Raw genomic sequence first — 22,599 nt, forward strand, 5'->3', positions numbered from 1 at the left:
ATGTAGTCGTATAAATGGCCTTTTTGTACGTTGCGCTGGGTAATGGGGCTGGTAAATACGGCATCACTGTTGGCCAAAGTAGCGAAGTAGAGGCGGTCATTGACGCCCATGGCATCGAGATGCATGGATGCTTTGTCAGTTACCAGGGCCTGTGTCCCGGTCGCACTTTCTGTAACATTTAGGTAATCGCTGTTATCGGTCTTTTCTTTTGCCCCGCCGTTACTGGTCCAATCGAGGTCCATGACCATAGTCCCCGTACCGGATAAGGTCTGGGCCGTAAGGCTGGTGCCGCTTTTCGTTCCGTCCGTCATATTGACATAAGAATCATTGGCCAGATTGGTCAGCGTACTGTCACCAGTTACGTTCCAAACAGCGCCGTTTTTCAGGGCTATATTGATGTGCGGCGTTTCTTCGATATACGGGTTTTCTGGTTCTTCCCAGTCATCGTCACTGTCATCGTATTCTTCATCATCGGCTGCATAGGTGTCGACGTCTAAATCCTCATCGTCGTACTCTTCTTCGTCATCAATGACGTAAAGTTTTTCAATATTTTGAAGTTCCGTCTTGCCGGTAAAGGATGAATTTGCCGTGTCAAAGAGGACGTCAATCTGACCATTCAGGGCCTGCATATTGCCCTTGATAACCTTATCGACACCGGAAGTCAAGGCTTGGATACGTCCGGCTGATTCCGTATAGAAGGCATTGTCTTTGGCATCAATAGCAACGCCTTTGTTGAAAACGATGTCGCTATTATATTTGACACTGGCTCCTGTTTCAGCTTGAGCCATTGCGACATCGCCATCAAAAGTAATCTTTGAAAGATCTTCATTCCATGGATCTGTGTCGGTTTCTGCCAAAGCCCCAATACCGACTTGCGACATAACTGTATTGCCGTTAAAGTTAATTTTGCCGCCTACTTGCGAAAAAGCACCGATACCGGCACCCTTTATAAAGGTGTTGCCATTAAAATTAATATTCCCCAAATACTCTGCATAAGCTGCCGTTGCCCCTTCATTTTCTAAAGTAATCGCACTGGCCGTCAAATCAATGGCCCCATTAACTACACGCAGGCTGGCCTGAGAAGCTTCGTCTGTCGCTCCGGTGGAATGCAAATAAATCGAATCGCCGGCATTAAGAGCAATATCGCCGCCCTCAGCATAGAGCATGGTATGGGGTACACCGATTGATAAATTAATGGCCTTATCGGCCTGTAATTCAACCTTACTATCGCCTCGATAGGCTACGAGCATACTGGTCTTATACGGGTATTGCTCTGCATAATCAGACATATCTCTTCCTTCGGCTACCCAATTAATTTCATTCGCCTTGAGCAGTGCCTGCGAACCATACGTGGTTGACACGATTTGCTGCGTATTCCCCGTAATGGCCTGTGCCTGCAATTCAAGATTCGCCCCACGTTCTGCAGACATAACAGCCATATAACCCGGTGCCTGTTCACGGAAATTAATATTACCCTTAGCTGTTACAACAGCCTTACCACTATACTGCACACCAATTAAATACGCATATTGATTGCGGTTAAAATTAATATCGTTACCGGCCGTTATCGTTCCTTCAGCATTATTCCCAAAATACAAAATCGGCAGGCCCTGTACCGCCGGAGTATTACTATAAGTATGGTTAAAGGTAATATCATGATCTGCTTCCAATTGAACCTTAGCGCCATAATATGAAGCAAGCGTATTAGCCCGCGCATAATTGTTAAACACCAAATTATTGTCGGCGTGCACAGTTAATGCGTTCTTGTTGCCCACGGCAATCATTGGATTATCTTCATAAACTTCCGATTTATTGAAGGTTATATTATTGGCCTGAAAATTAATCGAACTTCCGTTACCTCTAACATCGTTTATAAGATTATGCTTATCAATTGTTGTCTCGATGCTATCCGCATTATGGATATTGATGTTTGTGTTATCTTTCGTTATATATATACCGTTTGATTTAGCATCTATGGCTAACGAATGGCCGTTCATATCTAAATCCAGACTACTGTTCGCACTGTCAGTGCTGTTTATAATAGGCCACCTACCGCCTTCTGCAGAAACAATCGAAACATCTGACAATGCCGTTACTTTTTGTTCACCATCAAGCACATATAGAGCTTTCAATGTCGGTAACTCATGCTTCCCTTCAATGGTATCGCCGGTCAAGGGATAGTCAGCCGCTGCCACCCCAAAATAAGACGTGCTCAATAAGGCGCTCAATACCAAGACACGCAATAACTCGTTTTTACGTTTTTTACCACTCATACATACCACCCCATCATAACAAATAGCTTTCTTTTTTCAAGGTAATTCATCACATACTAATAAATATTACAACTTATTTTGTCTGAATCATGTATAAATTATCTCATTTGTAATCATATTTTAAATTTATTTTAGATCGATTTCAAGTATGTTATATGTCATTTCAATGCATCATCAGTATTTGAATAAAACCATCATGATAAAAAATCATCTTACGCTTTGAATCAAAGACGCTTTCATGAACAAAAAAAGCGACTTGCTTCAAGCAAGGCGCCTTTTTGTAAATAGGGTATTTTAGATTTTTGGGACAATAACCGAGATTGAATCCGCCTAGCCTCTTTGGAAAAGGACTGAGCCAGGATATTGGTGTTGCCGTGAAGGCGCGGACTGGTGCCGATAATCAAAACTTTTTTTCTTCATCTGCATCTCCTCCTAAAGGGAATACTCAGATAGCGCCCAGGGAGTCCCGCATATGCCGCAGGCCCTGTTCACCGTATGTATCGTACACGGCCTGCAGGCGGTCGATCATCGCCTGCTTTTGGGCCGGTATCTGTCCGTAAATCGCCGTTATGATGGAGGCATTGGTGGCGTCGATGAGGGTCTCTATGGTTAAATCCTTCAAGAATTCCTTCAATTCCAAGATGCGTTCCCCTTCCGTTGCTTCCTGAAATTCGCCGCTTCGGACGTCCTTCATGAGCGGTGTATCCGGGAAAATCGTAAGGCCGGCAATGAGGATGCGGTCGGGATGGAGCTGGTTAAAAACGGCAGCCGTCTTTTTGGCATGATCCAAGCCATAGCCCTTGCCGCCGAGGCCGCTCAGGAAGATGACTTCGTAAGGCATGCCGGCCTGATCCATCTTAGACAATTGAGGCACGATTTCATCGGCATGATAGCCCTTATTCATGTAGGTCAAGACCTTTTCATCTCCTGATTCGACACCGAAGACGATGCCGAAATAACCGAGGTCCTTCAATTCATTCAACTGATCAGAAGTCTTATTGCGCAGGCTGTTGACCCGGCCGTAGCCGCCGATGGTCTTAACGAAAGGCAGGTACTGATGGATGAGTTTGGCAATGCGCTTCAATTTCTCGAAAGTCAGGAGAAAGGGATCGGCCCCCTGCAGCCAAATACGCGGGAAGGGCACACCGTAACTTGCCATTTCCTTCAAGTCTTCGACGATTTCCGATTCCGGCGAAACGGCAAAAGGCGCCTCCTTATAATAAGTGCAGAAACGACAGGCGTTGTGACTGCAGCCGCTGGTTACCTGTAAATAGGCACTGTTGGCTTCATAAGGCGGACGTACGACATTGCTTGCAAAATGCATGGACAATCTCCTCTCTTTCTCCCTTAAACGGCTCTCATGCTGTGACGCCAGCGCGACAATTCAGCTTCCACCTGTTCGTCAAACCGATTGATTGTCTTGTCGAGGGCCGACAGAATCTGTTCCCTTTCCTGAGGCAAGGTCACTTCAAAACGAACGCTGCTGGTAGACGTACCAGAATTGATGGTAATGGGAATCTTCAATTCGGCCAAGAGGGTACGGATTTCTTCGATTCGTTCCCTTTCCGTCGCTTCCGTCCATTCGCCGGCTTCCATCTGATCATACAGCTTCGTTCCCGGCAGGACAGACACGTTGGTCAGCATCATGTAGTACGGATGAAGCTGGTTGAAAATCGCAGCCGACTTCTTGGCGCTTTCAACCAGCTTTCCCTTACCGGCCAGACCGCCAAGGTAAATTATGCGGTAAGTAATGCCGGCCTCATCCATTTTCTTGCCGGCGTCCAAAATATCCTGAGCCGTATAGCCTTTATTGACGAAGGCCAAGACGTCATCGTCCCCCGTTTCAATGCCGATCATGATTTCATCGAGGCCGTGGGCCTTAATCTTTTTGATGTCTTCCACCGATTTCTGTTTGAAGTCAGAAATCGTGGCATACGTCGAAATGCGGGCATCGGGATAATATTTCTTCATCAGGTCCCAGACGGCAACCTGTTTTTCCGTACTGAGAACGAAGGGGTCTCCGCCGGAAGCCCAAATGTTCTTAGCATCGGGCCATTCTCGCTTAGCGTCCTTCAAATCTTCCTCAATCTGAGAAAGGGGTGCCACCCTAAAAGGCGTATCTTTATAGAAATTGCAGAACGTGCAGGCATTGTGCGAGCACCCTGCCGTTACTTCAATAAATAAACTATCCGCATCGGTCTGCGGTCTGATAATCGGTCCGTGAAAATGCATGGTAAGATTCCTTTCTTCAAATCTAAAATTCGCTCATTATAGATATATTAATCCTAAGAAAAGGGGGCAAGATTTCCAATGACCTTACCCGCACTTATATTATATCTATTTTTATCTATATGTCAATATATTAATTCGTTTTTTTTTTTGTTTTCTTCCTGCTCTCCCCTTTTTGAATCAATCGTCGTATAATAGATTCAAGTAATCCACATTTATTTTTGAAAGCAGGTGATATACATGAGTACCGATACGAAAAATGAAAAAGCCATTACGGCCGCCGGCAATCCGGCCAAACCGACAGGCGAAGCGGGTGAACAGATGCTGGCCCGCATGAATGAAAGCCACGGCCCCCTCACGGCCTGGGGCCTCTCCCACTTTACTTGGCGCGGCGATGAAACCGTCCTCGACATCGGCTGCGGCGGCGGGGCCAACTTAAAGCGCATGAGCAGCCACGTAACCACAGGCCATCTTACAGGCGTCGATTACTCCGAGACCTCCGTCCAGACATCACGCCAGACAAACGAAGAAGCTATAAAAGCCGGCAAGATGGACGTCTCCCAAGGCTCCGTCGAAAAACTGCCCTTTACCGACGACAGCTTCGATAAGATCACGACCGTCGAAAGCTTCTACTTCTGGCCCGATCCGCCAGAAAACTTGAAAGAAGTCAGCCGCATCCTGAAAAAAGGCGGCACCTTCCTGCTCATCGCCGAAATCTACGAACGGCCTGACCTCAGCCCGGCCACCCGAGAAAACATCAAACACTACAACCTCTACAACCCGACGCCGGAAACCTTCGAAGATATCTTCCGCAACGCCGGCTTCACGGCCGTCAAGCTCCACATCGAGCCTAAAGAAGGCTGGATTTGCGTCGAAGGAACAAAATAATATCCGCACATCAAAAAAGAGAGTATCCGTCTGCCATGATGGATACTCTCTTTTTCATGTCAGCCTACCATTCTTCGATGAGGCATTCATGAGACCTCGTTTTTTTGTCATAATTGATGCCGACGAGGATGACTTTTCCGGCATAGTGCTGCAGGGCATCGGCGTAGCCTTTTTCCTTTATTTGACTGATAGCCGTCTCGGCATCATGATTCCATTTCAGTTCAACGACTAAGGCCGGTTTATCCCCATGCTGCGGCCGCGGCACGAAAACCAGGTCGGCAAAGCCTTTTCCGGCAGGCATTTCACGAACGATATTGTAATACCTCCTGGCACTGTAAAAAGCCAGGGACAGTGTGTAACTGAGGGCATTTTCATCGTTGTACTGAATCTGACTCGTTTCCACATGGGCTGCCGCCACGCCGAAAGCCACGTCATCCGCCCTGCCGTCAAAGACGGCTTGGAGCAGCTCATCTGACGCTCTTACGGCCTGACTGACGGGCTGCCAGGCGTCGCCTTGCTTGGTGGCATTGACGTATTCCTGTAAAACTTCGTTATTAGGAATAAAGACTTCTTCCCCCTCGCTATCATACCCGAGGTAGCCGAGGTGGACCAAGAGGGTCATGACGTCATCGGCAGAAGTAAAGGTCGTCATGTCATTCTGGAAGGTCCCGGTATTAATTTTTTGACAGCCGCCGCCCATCATCTTGACGACAGCATCGCGCAGGCCGTCTTCATTCAAATCGATATAGACCTGCAGTGCTTCATAGGTCTCGGTCTTGTTCCAATAGCTGCCGAAACGGCCCTTGACCATGGCATCGACGACGCTTTTCGGACTGTACACATGGGGACAATTCGGGAAGGAATAGCCGTCGTACCAAGCCCGGCATTCTTCAAAATCCATACCGTAACGCAGGCAGAGATTCTTCGTTTCGTCTTCCGTAAAGCCGACGAACTGTGCCATCTGATCGGGATGCTCCATGGAAAATTCCGTAAACATGTTGAGAGCCGAATGCGTCCCGTACTTCTTAATCGGCAAAATCCCCGTCATATAGGCCAAGGCCACGTACTCCTTATCCTTTAACAGGTTGCGCAAAAAATCGAGATACAGCCGCTGCGCCCTTTCATCGTGGGGATATTCCCGAAAGATGCAGTCCCATTCGTCCAAGATGATGACAAACTGCCGTCTCGTACCGGCAAAGACATCGCCTAAGGTATCGGCCAAATGGGTATCGTCAAAATAATTGACATCGGGGTAGGCCCGGCAGATTTCCCGGATAACGCGAAGCTGCAGCCGCTCCAACATGGCCGATATGGACAGGCCGGCGCTCAAAAATTCTTGTACATTCACTTTGATGACATCGTACCGTCCGCACTCAGCCAAACCGTCAGGCAGTTTTCCGAGTTTTAAATCGCAAAATAAAGGGCTTCCGTCTTCAGAGCCGTCGTAATAGGCTGCCAGCATATTTGCCGTCAATGACTTCCCGAAACGCCGCGGCCGACTGACGCAGACGAAACGTTGTTCTGTATTAACCATGCGGTTCAGGACAGCGATCATATCTGATTTATCGACATAGATTTCCGAATTCAAAGCCATGCGAAACAGCCCTTCCCCGGGATTCAAATACATACCCATCGTCTGCCTTCCTTTCCTCAATCCTATTCGATGCACACCAATTCAATGGTAATCGGTAAAAGTTTCCTATAGTACACTATATAATTTTATTTTACCATCTTTCAGAACTTTTTACTCCTCTTTTGTGATTTTATTACTTTATAAGTAGTATTTTATAATTCTTAGAGTTACGTCTATATCCATATTTCAAATAATAAAGAAAAAACTCGGTACCGACAAATCGTCACCTACCGAGTTTTTTTCATGCTTCCATATAAAAGTTTCCATCCAAAGACAGCTTTCAGCCAAACCTTACAGCGTCCCTCTCCTTGCCGTCCTCTGAATCCGTTCGTGGCTGGCGTTGGTAATGGCATCGTCCAAGATAGCGATCATCCGCTGTTTATCCTTTTTCAAGATGCCGTCGATGCGGACGGAATCTAAGGGATGGAGGGCCCAGAAGTAGGTATCGGGAAGTTCTAAGTGTTCCAGAAAAGTCTTTTCTTCTTCGAGATTTTCTCTCTCTTCGGCCGGGATGAAGACGCCCTTTTTTATGTCGTCGTCGAGTTTCGTTCCGGCAAAGGCCGACATGGTGTTGACCAAAATTTGAGTCGGCTTGATTTCGTTCTCAAGCTTGGCCATGGCCAGGGCGTTTTCTTGACCCCGACCGCGGCCGCCGGTGCCCAGCATCAATAAATCGGAGTGACGGATACCGACGGCATTGAGACGCAGGCACTGCTCCCGGATTTCTTCGATAGTATAGCCTTTATTGAGGTATTCGAGGATATCCGTCAAACCGCTTTCGATGCCGATGTAGAGGTCATTGACACCGGCGGCCTTCAAGGCCTTCAAATCGTCATCGCTCTTATGGGCAATATTTTCGATGCGGGCATACATGGTAATGACCTTGACCTTGGGAAGGTACTTCTTGATGACGTCGATGCGCTCGATCAAATTCTTTGCCGACAGGACGAAAGGATCGGCGCCGATAAGATAGACCCGTTCCAAGTCTTCCATCTGCCAACCATAGCGTTCTTTGGCACCTTTCATATAGGCTTCGACGTCAGCCGTCGGCCACATGCGAAAGGGAACGTCCTTGTACATGCTGCAAAAATGACAGCTGTTATGGCTGCACCCTTCCGTCAGGGGAATCAAAAACGTATTGGCCTCAATAGGCGGCCGATATATAGTTCCGTTATATTCCATGTTCTTCTCCTCCTATCAATATTCACCGGGAGCGCGGTAGCCTTGGGATGCGTACTCCGTCCGGAAACGGCGCAGGGCTGCTTCTCCTTGATTATCTATAATATCTTGAATCCCGTCGATGAGCTCCTGTTTATGGGCCGGAATCTCCGTCCGTACGTGGAAAGGCACGGAAATGTGACTGGACTGAAAGATTGTGTCGTTGGTCAGGGCTTTCAAGAATTCCTGCATTTCCTGCAGCCGTTCGACTTCGCCGGCTTCTTCATATTTTCCGGCCCGGGCCAAGTTCCATAAGCCCGTCTTGGGGATGAGGACCAGCGAAGAAATATCAATCATCGACGGGTGGAGGCCGTCATAGAGGGACGCCGTATCGAGGGCATGTTTGAGACCATACCCCTTCCCGCCGAGGCCGTTGATCCAGTTGACGACATAAGAGAAGCCGGCGCGGTCTAATTTTTCCAATTGCTCTCTTGCCGTCGCCCGATCATAGCCCTTGTGCATGAATTTCAACAAATGATCGTCCCCCGATTCGACGCCGATATAAGGATCGGCAAAGCCGGCATCTTTCATGTTTCGAATCTGTTCTTCCGTCTTGTCGACGAAGTTATCGATGCGGGCGTAGCCGCCAATCGTTTCAACGGACGGCACATAGCGGTGAATCAGCTCCGCCGTCTTCATCAAGACGTCGTAATCGGCAGAAAAAGCGTCGGCCGACTGCAGGAAAATTCGCTTCGGTGCGCCAAAGTATTTGGGGATTTCCTTGACATCGGCTTCGATTTCTTCCATGGGCGACCGCTTGAATCGGTCGGTCTTATAGTAACTGCAAAAATAACAGCCGTTATGAGAACAGCCGCTCGTTAATTGTAAAAATCCGGAATTGCCTTCATAAGGCGGCCGGTTTATTCCACTGGTAAAATGCATGGTGGCTTCCTCCTGTATGCTGGATCGTATCATCAAAAAACAATGAGGCCTAATATCCGGCAGGCATCGCCCTGCCCTTACTTCTTACCGACAAGATTGTCTTGCCCTTTCTCATCGTATGATGTATTATAACCATGAAGTACGACAATGACAAGTACGCACATTTTTGGTACCTGAAAGGACAGGCTTATGACTCAAAAAAAGAAGGACTACGAAAACCCTTATGACGGCCAATGCGCCATTCTCTACGCCATGAATCTCATCGGCGCCAAGTGGAAGATTCCCATTCTCTGGCATCTGACCCATTACGGCATTCTCCACTACAACGAGTTGAAGCGCCATTTAGGCGGCGTGACCAATACGGTCCTGGCCCGCAACTTAAAAGAGCTCGAAGCGGACGGCCTCATCATCCGCAAGTCGAAGGGAACCGTCCCGCCGTCGGTGACGTATGAACTCTCCGACGAGGGAAAGAAATTGATCGAGCCCCTGGACGGCCTCTACCGCTGGGGCGAAGAACACCGCCGCCACCGGGAAATGCCGGTGCCTTAACCGTTTCCGGGAAGCCAAAAAACGCCTTCCGTGACGACAGCCACAGAAGACGCTTAGGCTAAGACTTATATATCATTTTCAATCGTTTGAATCACTTTTGCCGGCACGCCGCCGACGACGCAGTTATCGGGCACGTCTTTGGTAACGACGGCACCGGCTGCTACGACGACGTTATTACCGATGGTAACGCCGGGCAGGATGGTCACATTGCCGCCGATCCAGACGTCGTTTCCGATGGTGACGGGCTTCATGATTCCCAAATGCTGCCGCCGTCCCCGCGGCGACAAAGGATGGTTGACCGTCGTAATCAGGGTCCCCGGACCAATCATGACGTGGTCGCCGATGCGGACCGGACCGATATCCAAGATGGTGACGTTGAAGTTGGCCAAAAAGTTGTCGCCGACATGGATGTTGCTGCCGCTGTCACAGCGAAAGCCCGGTGCCGTCCAAGGATGGCTGCCGCAGGATCCGAAGAGGCGGCGCAGGCAGGCTTCGATAGCTTCTTCATCGCCCGAATCGATGACATTGAGCTTCTTCGTTTCGGCAATGGCCTTCAACTTTCGGTCGTTGACCCCTTTATCCCAAAAATCATAGGCCAGGCCGGCGTCGAGTTTTTCACACTCGGTCATGGTTTTCATATCCTTTTCCAAGTAAGACACCTCCTCTTTGTATCAAGCTTATTAAAATTCCCCTCGCCTACCGCGAAAGCATGGCCTCACTTATAGGCTTTTTCAAAGATTTCAAGGTAATCTTCATCGGAAAGGGGCACTGGATCGGCCGTAATATCGCCGCCCAATACGTCGTGTATCCGCTGAGGGTAGGTCTTCAATTCGTCTCTCGTAATGCCGACGTCGCTCATGCGCAAATCATGGCAGTCGACGGCTTCTAAGAGTTCATCCAAGGCCTTGATGAAGTCCTTGCCCGACGTCGGGTTGGCGACGCCCATGGCTTTGGCCATCTTCATCATCGGTTCTTCAGCCGCTTTTCGTTCGGCAAAGAAATCGTAGTAAGCATGAGAAAGCATAATCAGGCCGGCGCCATGGACGAGATCATCGTGGTACGAGCCCATGACGTGTTCCATCGTGTGTTCCGACGTGCAGAGCATGTAGTACCCGGCCAGCGTGTTGGCCAAGGCCATATAAGCCCGCGCTTCCTTGTCGCTGCCGTCGCGGTAGGCCCGAGGAAGATACTTTGCGACGAGTTCAATGGCCTTCAAGGCAAACATTTCCCCCATAGGATGTTCGTTCTTGCAGATCATCGATTCGGCAGCATGGAAAAAGGCATCCATCCCCTGATACGCCGTAAATTTCGGCGGCACGCTCATCATCAGATTGGCGTCGACGACAGCCAACACCGGGAACATGGACGGGAAGAAGATGCCCGTCTTTTCCTTGACGTCGTCTTTGCTGATGACCGACGCCATGTCGACTTCACTGCCCGTTCCGGCCGACGTCGTAATGGCTACCGTCGGTGCCGCATCAACATCCGGCTGTTTCTTGCCGCCCTTTTCAGACAGGCTGTAATCCCAAATATGGCCGTCGTTGGTCATCATCAGGGCGATACACTTGGCGCAGTCCATGACCGAGCCGCCGCCGAGGGCCACGACGAAGTCACAGCCCGTATCCCGAGCCATTTTGGCCCCGTCCATGACGTTGTAATCGGTCGGATTGGGACGCACCTGGTCGAAGACTTCATAGCCGACGCCGGCTGCATCCAATTCTTTCTTAACGGCATCCAAATAGCCGAAACGCTTGGCCGACGTGCCGTTCGACGTGACGATCAGGGCTTTCTTTCCCGGAATCTGCTCGTTGTGCAAATCCTGAAGCCGTCCCGGCCCGAATAGTACTTTCGTCGGCATATAAAAATTAAATTGATACATATAAAAAACCTCCTCAGTCAATAGATACCCTTGGCGGTCGGAATCTTGTGACCCCGCCGCTGTTGTTATCAGTGTACCCTGTTTGACATCTGGAAACAGCGCCATATGATAACTTATATAGTGGTATATATTAACCTGAAGGAGGCTGCATCCGATGACAGATTCTTTATGTTTTGACAGCAGGTGATTCTCTTGAACGACAGAAAAGAACAGTTGGAACAGGCCCTGACCGTGCTGGGAAGGGAGTTCCCCCTCCTCAACTGGGACTTTCGCCCCGACCCGTCATCTGGCCGAACGGAACTCATTTCCCAGTGGCTCGGCGATCCGGCCGATGAAATCATGCTCTGCGCCTTTACGGGCAGCCACATCGACGAGCGTTTCCACCGCCAGGACTTCTTCTTTGTAAACTTCGCCTACCGGGGAAATTACGAAGCCCTCAGCGCTTCCAGCCAAAATAGGATTTCCATGAAAGAAGGCGACGGCTACCTGGGCCAGCCTTACAGCGGCTACGCCTTGAAAAAAGACGGTGACGAAACGATCGTCATCGTCGGCATCCTCATCAAGAAAGAAACCTTCCTCCGAGAATACCTTTCCGTCCTCGGCGCCGACACGGACCTGCTCCACTTCTTTTTAGAGCCCGCCGTCAACCGCTATGCCGACGGCATCATCCGCTTCACGCCGGGAGCCGATTCCCCGATTTGGTCCATCCTCGACTTGATGGTACTGGAATACGTCCGCCGCACGGACCAGAGCCAATCCATCTTGAAAGCCCTCTTCCTCTCCATGGCCATGTACATGTCCGAAGCCGTCCGGGCCCAAAACCAGCCGGCCCGAAAGGCGTCGGTCACAGAAGAAATCATGGCCTACATCGAATACCATTCCGACACGGCGACCCTCAAGAGCACGGCGGCCCGCTTCGGCTACCATCCGGTCTACCTCTCGCGCCTCTTGTCCGAAAAAGAAGGCCGCACCTTTTCAGAGATTCTCCTGTCCATCCGCATGAAAAAGGCGGCCATCCTCCTAAAGTCGACGGATCTTTCCATCGAAAAAATTGCTGCCATGCTGGGCTACAGCAATAACAGCAATTTCTACAAAGCATTTAGAGAGTATTACGGGACGTCGCCCAAGGCCCGCTTCCGATGAAAGTCCTCAGCTCAGGCGACTGGCAAAGTCAAAGAGCAGCTTCAAGCCATAAAAACAGATGACAGAGCCGCAGATAATATTGATGGCCCGCAGGATGCGCGGACTGAAGCGGCTGCGGAACAAAGAAACGAGGCCGCTCAAGAAAATAAACCATACGCACGAAGCGAGGAGAACGCCGCTGAGAAAGGGCGTCTGCTGAGATGCGCTCAAGGTCACCTGAAAGGATCCGAGGAGCATCGTTCCGTCGAGGATGGCCTGAGGATTAATCCAAGTGACGATACCCGCTTCAGAAATAGTCTTGCGAATCGTCATGGGCCGATACTCGCCCTGCGTCTCCGCCTTGGCCCGAATGAGTCCGGCGCCGATATAGAGGACCAGCAGGCTGCCAACGCCTAAGATGACCATTTCTACCTTAGGAAAGAGTTCCATCACCCGGCCGATACCGAAGAAACAGGCCAGGGACAAGGTAATATCGAAAAAAAGGACGATGAGGGCCGTCAAAAAAGCCCGCCGCCGCGTATTATTCAGTGCCGAATTGATGATAAACATATTTTGCATGCCAATGGGGGCCACATAGGCCAAGCCCAACGTCAGGCCCTGCAGAAAAAAGCTCATAGAAAAAACTCCCTTGCCAACATATAGAAGAATAACATCATCGAACGCACCAAACGGTGTTAATTTTTTATTATACAGGATATCACAAGGGATGACAACAAAAAAACAGCGGCCATTACCGAATTGTCTCGAGTGGCCTAATTGGTATTGCAATTAACCATATCGTCATTGTTTGAACATAAATTTTCCATAAAAGCTACGCCACCTACGATAGCCACATCAAAAAATGCCCTATGGTCTCCCTGGCATCAAACAGCAAAAAGGGCTGACCACTTGCTATCGCAAGTAGTCAGCCGTAAAAAACACTTTGACGGTCACCGCTCGGGGCCAAAAAGTATTTATTCCTCGATATCGTAAAAGGTAAAGCCTTGTGCTTCTGCTTGTTGTATCAATTTTTGCCGTAACGGAATTGCCTTCTTACCGGCAATCTGTTTCGTAAAGGAATCTACCCGTCGATTCGTATCACGCAAATCGTAATACTCTTCCATTTCCGCATCGTAATCTTTCAACAGTTCCAAATAAGAATCAAATACCCGATAAGAGTCCTCAAATACGTTGGCTTCACGAGGCATACGCGGCTTTAACTGCGGTTCCTGATTCGGTATCCCAATGCCGACCCCCACTACGGGGAAGGTTAATTCCGGCAATTTCAGAAGTTCAATCATCTTAGGTGCATTATTTAAGATACTGCCAAAATAAACCGTACCGAGACCACTAAGTTCAGCAGCGGCCACCATATTTTGAGCGGCTATAGCGGCATCCGTCCAGCCTTGAAAGAAACGATCGCTATCGCGTTCACCAACACTTTCTACCCCTCGTTCGCGAGCGATACGGGAGTTGCGGTATGCATCGACGATGAAAATAAACAGCTCCGGTACCCGTGCTACATATTCCTGGTTGCAAACTTCTGCAATAGCCCCTTTCAGTTCCGGATTCTCAATGTGGATGATACTGAAACTTTGCATCCCCATGCTGGTAGCCGTTCTTTTGGCTATATCCAATAATAGGCTCAATTGCTGCGGCGGCATAGGATCGGATTTAAACTCACGAATAGTGCGATGATTCAATAACACGTCCATAGGATTCATGGGATCAGCTCCTTTACAAAATACGGCGAGTACACGATTCTATTCCTGGCACATAATATCGAACTTTTTTCTACAATAACACTAAATATGCACCTTGTCTAGTCATTACCATGGTCTGGCTTCAATGGCTTACGCAAATTGGTCCCCCGCTTCATCCTCTAGGTAGAGGGCTTTCGCTGTATATTCCTTGGTGCTTGACGCAAAAAAACAGGTTCTATAATAAATGTTGGGGTCTTGTGGACACTCTAGTTTACAAGACCCTTGTTCTATATAAAATAAGACATATCCAACACTACCAGTTAGCTCAACCACCACGAAGAACCGAAAGGAGTATATAGATATGTCTCTCACTTCTCTTTTCCGTCGTGTAGTTCAAACCATGTTTCCTTGTGTAACCATCATGGGAGACCGATTCCATATCAAAAGGCTGGTCATCTGGGCTCAGGAACGAGTGCGGAAAAGGTTCAGAACCATTTTCGTGAGAAGCGAATTTAGAAGTGTGTTGAAAACCTTTAAAGATTGGAGACAAGCGATCTTAAATGGACTGACACAAGTGTATTCGAACGGATTTACGGAAGGGATGAACAACAAGATAAACGTATTGAAACGAGCCGCTTTTGGATTCCAGAATTTCGAAAGATTTCGCATCAGAATCCTCTGGGCGTCTTTAAAAGAATAAAAAAAGAAATGGACGAGAGCAAGAAAAACTCACTCACGTCCATTCGCGTTGGATGATTTAGTTGGCACCCTAACATTTAACAAAGAGCCTAAAAGATGTCGTAACCATCACTTATCCGTTCAAACGGTTCATGATATCCTGCATCTGTTTTTCGAGGGCTTCGATGCGTTTGTCCTTGGCTTCGTTTTCCGCCTTCATGGTATCGATTTCTTGCTGTTGTTCCGAAATGACGCCGACCAAAGCGTCTTTCGAGTAGCCGGCATAGGGGCTGCCCTGGCCGAACTTGAAGCTGACGCCGGCGTTGAACATGTTTTCTCCGCCGCCCAGGCTGGTTCCGATGGAGAAGAGAACGTCGTTCGTCGGCCGATAGAAGGCACCGATGGCAACGGCATTAGCCGAATTGTAATTACCGTAGCCGGCTGCAAAGTCCCACTTCGCCGTCGGATCGTAGTCCTGGGGATGAAGGGCCGCTAAGGCTGCCGCACCGGCACCGACGCGGTTGATGCGCGTATCGAGTTTGCTGACCCGGCTGTTCAAGTTAGTCACGTTACTGGAAATATCCGTCACTTCATTGGTGAGGCTGGTAATCTTGTTGGTATTGGTCGTGATCTGCGTCGTATTCGAAGCTACCTGGCTGTCTAAAGCCGTTAAGTTATCGCCCGCCGACTTCGCTTTCTTAACATAGGTTCCGTCTTGAGCGACCCGTGTTTCATTGTATACCGTACCGCCGGTGACGATGCCCTTATTGCCCGAAGCTACCTTGCCGTCGGTATTGACCTTGATCTTGTATTCCGTTCCGCCGATATTATTCTTTTCTGTGCTGTCGATAGAAATCGTGCTGTCGCCGTCAGCATTGGCAATGGTATTTCTCGTGTCGATTGCCGAGGCAATGGTCGATAAATTAACGCTGCCCGAAATGATTTCGGTCCCTTCCGAGTTCTTAATGGACAGGCCTAATTTATTGTCTTTGAATGTTAAGGCTTCGTTACTTTCCTGTAAGCCCGTGCCGGCTGCATCTACGGCCGCTTTGAGCTGAGCCACGTTGACGGCATCGGTATCGTTGGTGCCGGCAGCGACGTTGGTGATTTGACGGGTGATACCTAATTCACTGTCACCGACGGATACAGCGGCAGCATTGGACTGCCAAGCCGATGTAATCTGATTCTTTTCCGATACAGCTGCCGTGTAGGCCTTATTGGCATCGTTCATGCTGGATTCGGCCACATCCATAGCCTCTCTGGCAGCATCATTGGCAGCCTTGGCAGCATCCATCTGCTCTTTAATTTTTCGACCTTGGTCTGAATCATGGTCAATGTTGTTATAAGCATGTACGGCCTGCACATAGTCAGCGTTCTTGGCCAAATAATCGGATACCTTGGTATCATAATCAGCTTTGGCTGTCGAAAGAGCCGATTCTAAATCAGGGATACTGTTATTTAATTCGGCAAAGCGAGCTTCTTTGCCGGCAAAGGCTACGATAGCCGCTTCATTTTCAAAGGCTTTGCCGGTAATCGGGTTATACCCAAAAGCCCCTTTGTCAACAGAAGATACAGCGTTGCTGCCAATCGCCACGCCGTCATCATGCTCTACGTCCGTATTATAACCGACCATGACGGCGTTGCTGATGTTTTCCGCATGTTCGCGTAACGGTTTTTGCACCTTTACCACATAGTGCAGCGTATCTCCAGTCCACTGCAGCTCTCCTGTCGTATGAGCGTAACTCTGGGGAGTATAGGTCTGTTCTTCATAGCCATCTGTTGTCCCCATCGTTCCCAAAATGACGTTATTTTTGCCGCCCGATAAGGTATGGTAATCACCGATGACGACGTCCGTCGCCGCATCGCTAAGCTTATTACCCGTCCCCATGACGGATACGTTATTCACATTGGTTGCCTTATTCTGATAGCCGGTAACCAGATTATAATCACTGGCCGCAGCTTCGCTGCCGTTTAAAGTGTTGCCCGTCCCAAAGATAGAGGAACGTCTTGCATAATCCGATACGTTGCCGTTCCCTAGTGCAAAGACAGAACCGCCGTTAAGCGTAGCATAATCACCCATGATTTCAGAGAAATGATCCTTATACCCGATATCATCACCGCCATGATAGAGCAGCTCGCCCATACGGCCGCTCATAAATCCGCCTTCAATACCTTCGTTTATATTACCGAAGGCATTGGTCACCCGGTTGCCGGTACCAAAGACCATGGAGTTAAAGGATGAGTCAACCTTATTCAACATGCCGAAAGCACCGGGAGCTATCGATGCACCAAATCCAGTGTCACTTTCAGTACTGATTTTGTTATCGATACCATAGAGAGTCGCATAATAAGTAGTTCCCTCGACGGTCGAACGAATTCCCACAGCTGCACTTGCAGGCCCTAAGGTCTTAACTCTACTCCCGATTGCCATACTGCCATCGCTGCCAAAGGCATGATAGCCGATGACAACCATATTTCTTGCCCGAATATCATTGTCATCCGAGTTCTTTTCATCGGGAGATAAAGAGCCGATAATAATAGAATCTGTAAGCTCCGTATTGTTTCGATTATCCCCAATAACAATCCCGGCAGCCGTACCTCTGATATTATTATTATTACCGATAACCGTTAAAGCGTCCCATTCATTGCGATACGTATCGTTACCGGTAATCACATTGCCGCGGCCAATGGTTAAGTCGGAAATATTCGGTTCACGGCCTTCCGGATGACCATAGTCAGTAACCGTACCGACATCTCTAGCAATTATCTTGTTATTATCGCCGATGACGTTTTGCTTCCGACTGCCCCGCACTTCGTTGTTATTGCCCAAAATACGCGTATCAAGGCTCGCTTCATATCTTGTTCCGCCATCGTAAGGATAGCTCTTTGTCACCTTATTATCATTGCCGACAATATTGACACCATTGCTGTTTTCAACTGTATTCGTGTCACCCATGACATTTGCATCTTCACTGCCGGTTACAGTATTTTCCGTCCCCACAACGCGAGCTGTTTTATCATCGGTCACAGTATTGGTCGTACCCGTCGCCGTTCCGCTGTCGACGACAATATTATCTGCTGCATAGGCCGACAGCCCCATTCCGGACATGCTCAGCCCTGCCAAAACCATGGCTGCCAAGGCCGTCTTTTTCACGACACGACTGCCATTACTCTTGGTCCGGCTTTTCGCCATTTCCGACACGACGACATAGCTGTTTTTTGCTCGACTCCAAATAACCCGATAAATCCTGTTCATCAAAGAATCTCCTTTCTAATCCATTACCCATTCGTTTTCACCTTACAATATAAGTATACATTTATTTTATATAATCGTAAAGTTAGTCATTTTATGGCCAATATTATGTATTTTTATAGTCAATCAATAAATTCTCCCGACAACAGTTAAAACAGCTCATGCATTTTCACCCATACAGTCGATGATGGGCCGCTAGGTATGGTACAATAGCCCTAGACTACATGGAAAGGAAGGGATGCTCAATGAAGTTCAGCTCCACTTATATACGGCCTGTAAAATGGGCATTTTTAAGCGCCTGTCTGCTCTCGTTGATTCACGTCATCAGTGCCCTGGCCGTGCCGACTTTAACGGCCAGCATCATCAACGAAGGCGTCTTGCAAGGCGATATCGACGCCATCAGCCGCCTCATCATCGCCATGATGGCCGCGTCGTTGGTAACCCTCATGGGCTCCCTGGGCGCCGTATACTTTAGTTCTCATATCGCCTCCCGCGTCAGCCTCCGCATGCGCCAACAATTGGTACAGGCTTTACAGGACTTTTCCCTGTCCGATTTTTCTAAATACGGCACGGGTACCCTGCTCATGCGGGCCACGCGAGACGTCGAAAAAATCCAGTCCGTCCTCGCCGAAGGCATCAACATGATTCTTCCCATGCCCCTCATGATTCTCGTCGGCCTGGGCCTTACCTTCTATAAAAGTTTTGAAATGGGGCTCATCATCTTGAGCCTGATGATCCTCATGGTCGGCCTCATGCTCGTCATCCAAAAAAGGGCCCTTCCCATCGTCATGGCCGTCCAGCAACAGTTGGACAAGCTCACCGATCTGGTCCGCGACCATATCATCGGCATGTCGGTCATCCGGGCTTTTAACCGCAGCCGCGACGAAAAGGCCGCTGAAATCCGGATGTTTTCCGATTTATCGGCCAAAGAAACGAAGCTGGCCCGGACCTACGCCATCGGCCTGCCCAGTATCCTCATCATCTTCAATATGAGTACCGTCGTCATCTTGTGGCTCGGCGGCTACCAAATCGATTCGGGACAACTGCAGATTGGCGATATCATGGCCATCATCGAGTACGCCACCCTCATTTTGATGAACCTCATCATGGCCGTTTTCGTCCTCCTCGACGTCCCCGAAGCCGTCATCTGCTACGGCCGGATTCAGGAATTATTAATACACGCCGAAAAGAGGCTGGCCTCCCAAGAAACGATGAGTCTCCCCTCTGACAACGAGCCGTTAAAGAAGGACGAGCACGAAAAAAGTACCGCAGAGGCTTCCGGCAAAGAGCCGCCGCTTTTAGAATTCCGCCACGTCACCTTTCGCTATGACGACGCCGAAGAAGCAGCTTTAAAGGACATCTCCTTTACCCTCGAAGCCGGTGAAACCTTGGCCGTCATGGGCGATATCGGCTCCGGCAAAAGTACGCTGGCCAAGCTTATTTTAGGCTTATACCCCATTGAATCGGGAAACATCCTCTTTGACGGGAAGTCTATTTTCAAGCAGCCCCTAGAATCCATTCGCTCCCAAATCGGCTATGTGCCGCAAAAAGCCTATCTCTTCACGGGCTCCATTGCTATGAACTTAGCCTACGGCAAGGCCCAAAATTCAGACGAGCCCCTATCGGCGGATCAGCTAACAGAAGCAGCCGTCCTCGCCGGCGCCCATGAGTTCATCAGCCGTTTTGAAGACGGTTACGATCATCTCCTCTCCCAAGGCGGCACCAACCTCTCCGGCGGCCAGCGGCAAAGGCTTGCCATGGCCCGGGCCTTAGTGAGAAAGCCGCGGCTGCTCATCTTTGACGACAGTTTTTCTGCCTTAGACGGCATTACGGAGCAGCAAGTCCGAAAAGCCGTAGCCGAAGAAATCAGAGACGGCGCCGACATCAAAGGGCTGTCAGAAAATAAGGACCACACGGGGCGAGCCTTCATCTCCATCGAGCAGAAGGTCAGCGCCGCCCGAAAAGCCGATAAAATTCTGGTCATCAATCAGGGCCAGGCCGTCGGTGTCGGCACGCACGATGAATTATTGGCCCGCTGCCCCATTTATCAGCAAATCGTGACGTCACAGGAGGTGGCCTTATGATACTCGTCAAACGCTTTCTCCGTGACTCCCGTAGTCAGTGGTGGCGATTGGCCGTCCTGACCTTGGCCCTCATTTTAGCGGCCAGTTTTGAAATCATCTCCCCGCGCCTCTTGGGCAACATCGTCGACGCCATCGTTCACGGCATCGAGGAGCAGCAAGAAATCACGGCCATCTTAGACGGCACGACCAACACCGTTCTGCTGCTGGTCTTCTTTTACAGCTGCCACGCCGTATTTACCTACGCCAGCGAATTCATCATCGCCGGGGCATCGCAGCACATGGTCCTGGCCCTGCGCAGCCGCGTGAGCCACCAGCTCCATCACCTGCCCATGGCCTATTTCAACCAGCACAACCGCGGCGACATGCTGAGCCGCCTGACCAGCGACTTAGACTCCGTCGGTGAAACGCTGCGCGAAGGCATTCCCGGCCTCATTTCGTCCTTCATCGGCATCGTCGGCGCCGTGGCCATGATGATCTGGATCAGCCCCCGCCTGGCCGCCATCATCCTCAGCGTCATCGTCGTCGGCGTCCTGGGATTGACCTTTACGGCCAAAAAGGCCCGCACCATTTACCTTCGTAAGCAGGAAGCCTTAGGCGCCGTCAACGGCGGCATCGAAGAACTGATTTCCGGCAAGCAGATTGTCCAAGCCTTTGGCCTTGAAAAAATCACGACGGATAACCTCAGCGACCTCAATACCCGCCTCTTCACCCGCGAACGGCAGTCGGGCTTTATGGGACAGCTCATCATGCCCCTGGTCAATTTCATCAACCAAATCGGCTACGTCCTGATCGCCATCCAAGGCGGACTCCTCGTCCTCCGGGGCCAAATCACCCTCGGTGACATTCAGGCCTTCTTCCTCTATGTAACCCAGGTATCGGACCCCATTTCCCGCAGCTCCTACATTTTGACGCGATTCCAGGAAACACACGCCGCCTTAGGCCGCATCTATGAAATTTTAGACTATCCCATGGAAGACGATTCCGGGACCATCGAGGTCCTGCCTGATGAAAAGACAGGTCGGCAAGAACCGTCTTATGATGAAGCACGGCGACAACCGGCGACGGCCTCAAAGGATAACGCCATTGAATTTAAACACGTCACCTTCGGCTACAGCGCCGACAAGCCCCTCATGGAAGATGTGAATTTTGAGATTCCCAAAGGCCACGTCGTCGCCATCGTCGGCCCGACAGGTGCCGGAAAAACGACGATCATCAATCTCCTCATGCGCTTTTACGAAATCTCCGGCGGCGCCATTACCATTCACGGCACCGATATCCGTGACCTTCGCCGTGAAACCCTGCACCGACAGATTGGCATGGTCCTGCAGGATACGTGGATCTTCACAGGCACCATTGCCGAAAACATTGCCTACGGCAAACCGGACGCCTCCCGCGAAGAAATCATCAAGGTCGCCAAACTGGCCATGGCCGACCATTTCATCCGTACCCTCCCCCTCGGCTACGACACGGTGCTGAAAAACGGTGCCGACGACTTGTCTCAAGGCCAGCGGCAATTATTGACCATTGCCCGCGCCTTCTTAGTCAATCCCAGCATCTTGGTCCTCGATGAAGCGACGGCCAACGTCGACACCCGCACCGAAGTAGAAGTGCAAAAGGCCATGAATCAGCTGCTGAAAGGGCGTACGGGCATCGTCATCGCCCACCGCCTGTCGACCATTCGCGACGCCGATTTCCTCCTCGTCGTCAACCAAGGCCGCATCGTCGAACAAGGGCCCCATGGTGAACTCTTGGCCCGCGGCGGCTACTATAAAGAATTGTACGAAAACTACGCCAAAGGAATGAGCGTCTAGCTGCCAATTCCGCATCCATAGAAAAACGGGACTGCTCCAAGGTATGATGACCTCGGGACAGCCCCGTTTTGTCTTGTGCTAAAGGATGTTGATTACGTGTTAACCTTCGGCCTATTTGTTCGCCAACTGGCGCAGGATGTCCTGAACTTGTGTGCGTAATTCGGCATTTTCCTGAGCCTGTTTTTCAACCTGTGCCCGCAGAGCTTCATTTTCCTGCTCCTGCTTTTCTACGCGAGCATTCAAAGAGCCGATCGTCGAAGCCTGTTCCGATACGACAGCGGCTAAAGAAGCTTTAGAGTAGTTTGAATATTCATTGCTGCTTCCAAACTTGACGCTGACACCGGCGTTGAACATGTTTTCCCCGCCGCCCATGCTGGTGCCGATGGAGAAGAGGACG

17 protein-coding genes and 1 pseudogene are annotated in these 22,599 nt (G+C 49.8%); 6 read left to right on the plus strand and 12 right to left on the minus strand.

Annotated elements, in window-relative coordinates:
• The 3 genes from UCI88_RS05540 to UCI88_RS05550 form a co-directional block, all read right to left on the minus strand.
• On the minus strand, positions 1-2,273 hold a 2,273-nt coding region (locus UCI88_RS05540), incomplete at its 3' end, for a pertactin-like passenger domain-containing protein (RefSeq protein ID WP_330024096.1).
• Positions 2,274-2,718: 445 nt separating this feature from the next.
• Positions 2,719-3,597 (minus strand): radical SAM protein, encoded by an 879-nt coding sequence (locus UCI88_RS05545; RefSeq protein ID WP_256179825.1) that lies wholly within the window; start codon positions 3,595-3,597, stop codon positions 2,719-2,721.
• A gap of 23 nt (positions 3,598-3,620) precedes the next feature.
• Entirely contained in the window at positions 3,621-4,505 is an 885-nt protein-coding gene (locus tag UCI88_RS05550) for a radical SAM protein (protein ID WP_256179826.1), read from the minus strand.
• 237 nt (positions 4,506-4,742) lie between these two features.
• Between UCI88_RS05550 and UCI88_RS05555 the strand changes: the two genes are divergently transcribed.
• Positions 4,743-5,390 carry a class I SAM-dependent methyltransferase gene (locus tag UCI88_RS05555; RefSeq protein WP_256179827.1) on the plus strand — a complete coding sequence of 216 codons (648 nt, stop codon included), beginning with the start codon at positions 4,743-4,745 and terminating at the stop codon, positions 5,388-5,390.
• Positions 5,391-5,454: 64 nt separating this feature from the next.
• Here UCI88_RS05555 and UCI88_RS05560 read toward each other — a convergent pair whose 3' ends face one another.
• From UCI88_RS05560 to UCI88_RS05570, 3 genes are all read right to left on the minus strand, one after another.
• Positions 5,455-7,023, minus strand: a complete 1,569-nt coding sequence (locus UCI88_RS05560; protein ID WP_044504308.1) for an AAA family ATPase — start codon at positions 7,021-7,023, stop codon at positions 5,455-5,457.
• A gap of 291 nt (positions 7,024-7,314) precedes the next feature.
• Positions 7,315-8,205: a radical SAM protein gene (locus UCI88_RS05565; RefSeq protein ID WP_256179828.1), complete on the minus strand. Its 891-nt coding sequence runs from the start codon at positions 8,203-8,205 to the stop codon at positions 7,315-7,317.
• Positions 8,206-8,220: 15 nt separating this feature from the next.
• Positions 8,221-9,123, minus strand: a complete 903-nt coding sequence (locus UCI88_RS05570; RefSeq protein ID WP_256179829.1) for a radical SAM protein — start codon at positions 9,121-9,123, stop codon at positions 8,221-8,223.
• A gap of 189 nt (positions 9,124-9,312) precedes the next feature.
• Here UCI88_RS05570 and UCI88_RS05575 point away from each other — a divergent pair, with 189 nt between their 5' ends.
• Positions 9,313-9,672: a winged helix-turn-helix transcriptional regulator gene (locus UCI88_RS05575; RefSeq protein ID WP_044504315.1), complete on the plus strand. Its 360-nt coding sequence runs from the start codon at positions 9,313-9,315 to the stop codon at positions 9,670-9,672.
• Between the two features lie 65 nt (positions 9,673-9,737).
• On the opposite strand, the gene UCI88_RS05580 is transcribed toward UCI88_RS05575, so the two are convergent.
• Together UCI88_RS05580 and UCI88_RS05585 are read right to left on the minus strand one after the other, a co-directional pair.
• Positions 9,738-10,322: a sugar O-acetyltransferase gene (locus UCI88_RS05580; protein WP_276535353.1), complete on the minus strand. Its 585-nt coding sequence runs from the start codon at positions 10,320-10,322 to the stop codon at positions 9,738-9,740.
• A gap of 65 nt (positions 10,323-10,387) precedes the next feature.
• Positions 10,388-11,551 carry an iron-containing alcohol dehydrogenase gene (locus UCI88_RS05585; protein WP_256179830.1) on the minus strand — a complete coding sequence of 388 codons (1,164 nt, stop codon included), beginning with the start codon at positions 11,549-11,551 and terminating at the stop codon, positions 10,388-10,390.
• Positions 11,552-11,743: 192 nt separating this feature from the next.
• Here UCI88_RS05585 and UCI88_RS05590 point away from each other — a divergent pair, with 192 nt between their 5' ends.
• Entirely contained in the window at positions 11,744-12,694 is a 951-nt protein-coding gene (locus UCI88_RS05590; protein WP_256179831.1) for a helix-turn-helix transcriptional regulator, read from the plus strand.
• A 6-nt stretch (positions 12,695-12,700) separates the two neighbouring features.
• On the opposite strand, the gene UCI88_RS05595 is transcribed toward UCI88_RS05590, so the two are convergent.
• Positions 12,701-13,309: a LysE/ArgO family amino acid transporter gene (locus tag UCI88_RS05595; protein ID WP_044504320.1), complete on the minus strand. Its 609-nt coding sequence runs from the start codon at positions 13,307-13,309 to the stop codon at positions 12,701-12,703.
• Positions 13,310-13,647: 338 nt separating this feature from the next.
• Positions 13,648-14,397, minus strand: a complete 750-nt coding sequence (locus UCI88_RS05600) for an NADPH-dependent oxidoreductase (protein ID WP_256179832.1) — start codon at positions 14,395-14,397, stop codon at positions 13,648-13,650.
• 340 nt (positions 14,398-14,737) lie between these two features.
• On the opposite strand from UCI88_RS05600, the gene UCI88_RS05605 reads away from it, so the two are divergent.
• Complete coding sequence (locus UCI88_RS05605) at positions 14,738-15,076, plus strand: transposase (RefSeq protein WP_407944384.1); 339 nt, start codon at positions 14,738-14,740, stop codon at positions 15,074-15,076.
• Positions 15,077-15,187: 111 nt separating this feature from the next.
• Here the strand turns inward: UCI88_RS05605 and UCI88_RS05610 are convergent, their stop codons facing one another.
• Positions 15,188-18,310: an ESPR-type extended signal peptide-containing protein gene (locus tag UCI88_RS05610; protein WP_256179833.1), complete on the minus strand. Its 3,123-nt coding sequence runs from the start codon at positions 18,308-18,310 to the stop codon at positions 15,188-15,190.
• Between the two features lie 242 nt (positions 18,311-18,552).
• Here UCI88_RS05610 and UCI88_RS05615 point away from each other — a divergent pair, with 242 nt between their 5' ends.
• On the plus strand, positions 18,553-20,391 hold the full coding sequence (locus UCI88_RS05615) for an ABC transporter ATP-binding protein (protein WP_256179834.1): 1,839 nt from the start codon (positions 18,553-18,555) through the stop codon (positions 20,389-20,391).
• Positions 20,388-22,202, plus strand: a complete 1,815-nt coding sequence (locus UCI88_RS05620) for an ABC transporter ATP-binding protein (protein ID WP_256179835.1) — start codon at positions 20,388-20,390, stop codon at positions 22,200-22,202. Before UCI88_RS05615 ends, UCI88_RS05620 begins: the two co-directional genes overlap by 4 nt.
• Before the next feature lie 111 nt (positions 22,203-22,313).
• Here UCI88_RS05620 and UCI88_RS05625 read toward each other — a convergent pair.
• Positions 22,314-22,599, minus strand: a pseudogene (locus UCI88_RS05625) (hypothetical protein); the annotation flags it as partial.

Source organism: Megasphaera massiliensis (genome assembly GCF_036305205.1).
In the GTDB taxonomy this organism is placed as follows: Bacteria; Bacillota; Negativicutes; order Veillonellales; family Megasphaeraceae; genus Megasphaera; species Megasphaera massiliensis.

What these genes read in the sequence shown, in the direction of transcription:
- UCI88_RS05545 (WP_256179825.1), bottom strand. Translation starts at nt 3,597, where the DNA reads ATGCATTTTGCAAGCAATGTCGTACGTCCGCCTTATGAAGCCAACAGT.
- UCI88_RS05550 (WP_256179826.1), bottom strand. Translation starts at nt 4,505, where the DNA reads ATGCATTTTCACGGACCGATTATCAGACCGCAGACCGATGCGGATAGT.
- UCI88_RS05555 (WP_256179827.1), top strand. Translation starts at nt 4,743, where the DNA reads ATGAGTACCGATACGAAAAATGAAAAAGCCATTACGGCCGCCGGCAAT.
- UCI88_RS05560 (WP_044504308.1), bottom strand. Translation starts at nt 7,023, where the DNA reads ATGGGTATGTATTTGAATCCCGGGGAAGGGCTGTTTCGCATGGCTTTG.
- UCI88_RS05565 (WP_256179828.1), bottom strand. Translation starts at nt 8,205, where the DNA reads ATGGAATATAACGGAACTATATATCGGCCGCCTATTGAGGCCAATACG.
- UCI88_RS05570 (WP_256179829.1), bottom strand. Translation starts at nt 9,123, where the DNA reads ATGCATTTTACCAGTGGAATAAACCGGCCGCCTTATGAAGGCAATTCC.
- UCI88_RS05575 (WP_044504315.1), top strand. Translation starts at nt 9,313, where the DNA reads ATGACTCAAAAAAAGAAGGACTACGAAAACCCTTATGACGGCCAATGC.
- UCI88_RS05585 (WP_256179830.1), bottom strand. Translation starts at nt 11,551, where the DNA reads ATGTATCAATTTAATTTTTATATGCCGACGAAAGTACTATTCGGGCCG.
- UCI88_RS05595 (WP_044504320.1), bottom strand. Translation starts at nt 13,309, where the DNA reads ATGAGCTTTTTTCTGCAGGGCCTGACGTTGGGCTTGGCCTATGTGGCC.
- UCI88_RS05600 (WP_256179832.1), bottom strand. Translation starts at nt 14,397, where the DNA reads ATGAATCCTATGGACGTGTTATTGAATCATCGCACTATTCGTGAGTTT.
- UCI88_RS05605 (WP_407944384.1), top strand. Translation starts at nt 14,738, where the DNA reads ATGTCTCTCACTTCTCTTTTCCGTCGTGTAGTTCAAACCATGTTTCCT.
- UCI88_RS05610 (WP_256179833.1), bottom strand. Translation starts at nt 18,310, where the DNA reads ATGAACAGGATTTATCGGGTTATTTGGAGTCGAGCAAAAAACAGCTAT.
- UCI88_RS05615 (WP_256179834.1), top strand. Translation starts at nt 18,553, where the DNA reads ATGAAGTTCAGCTCCACTTATATACGGCCTGTAAAATGGGCATTTTTA.
- UCI88_RS05620 (WP_256179835.1), top strand. Translation starts at nt 20,388, where the DNA reads ATGATACTCGTCAAACGCTTTCTCCGTGACTCCCGTAGTCAGTGGTGG.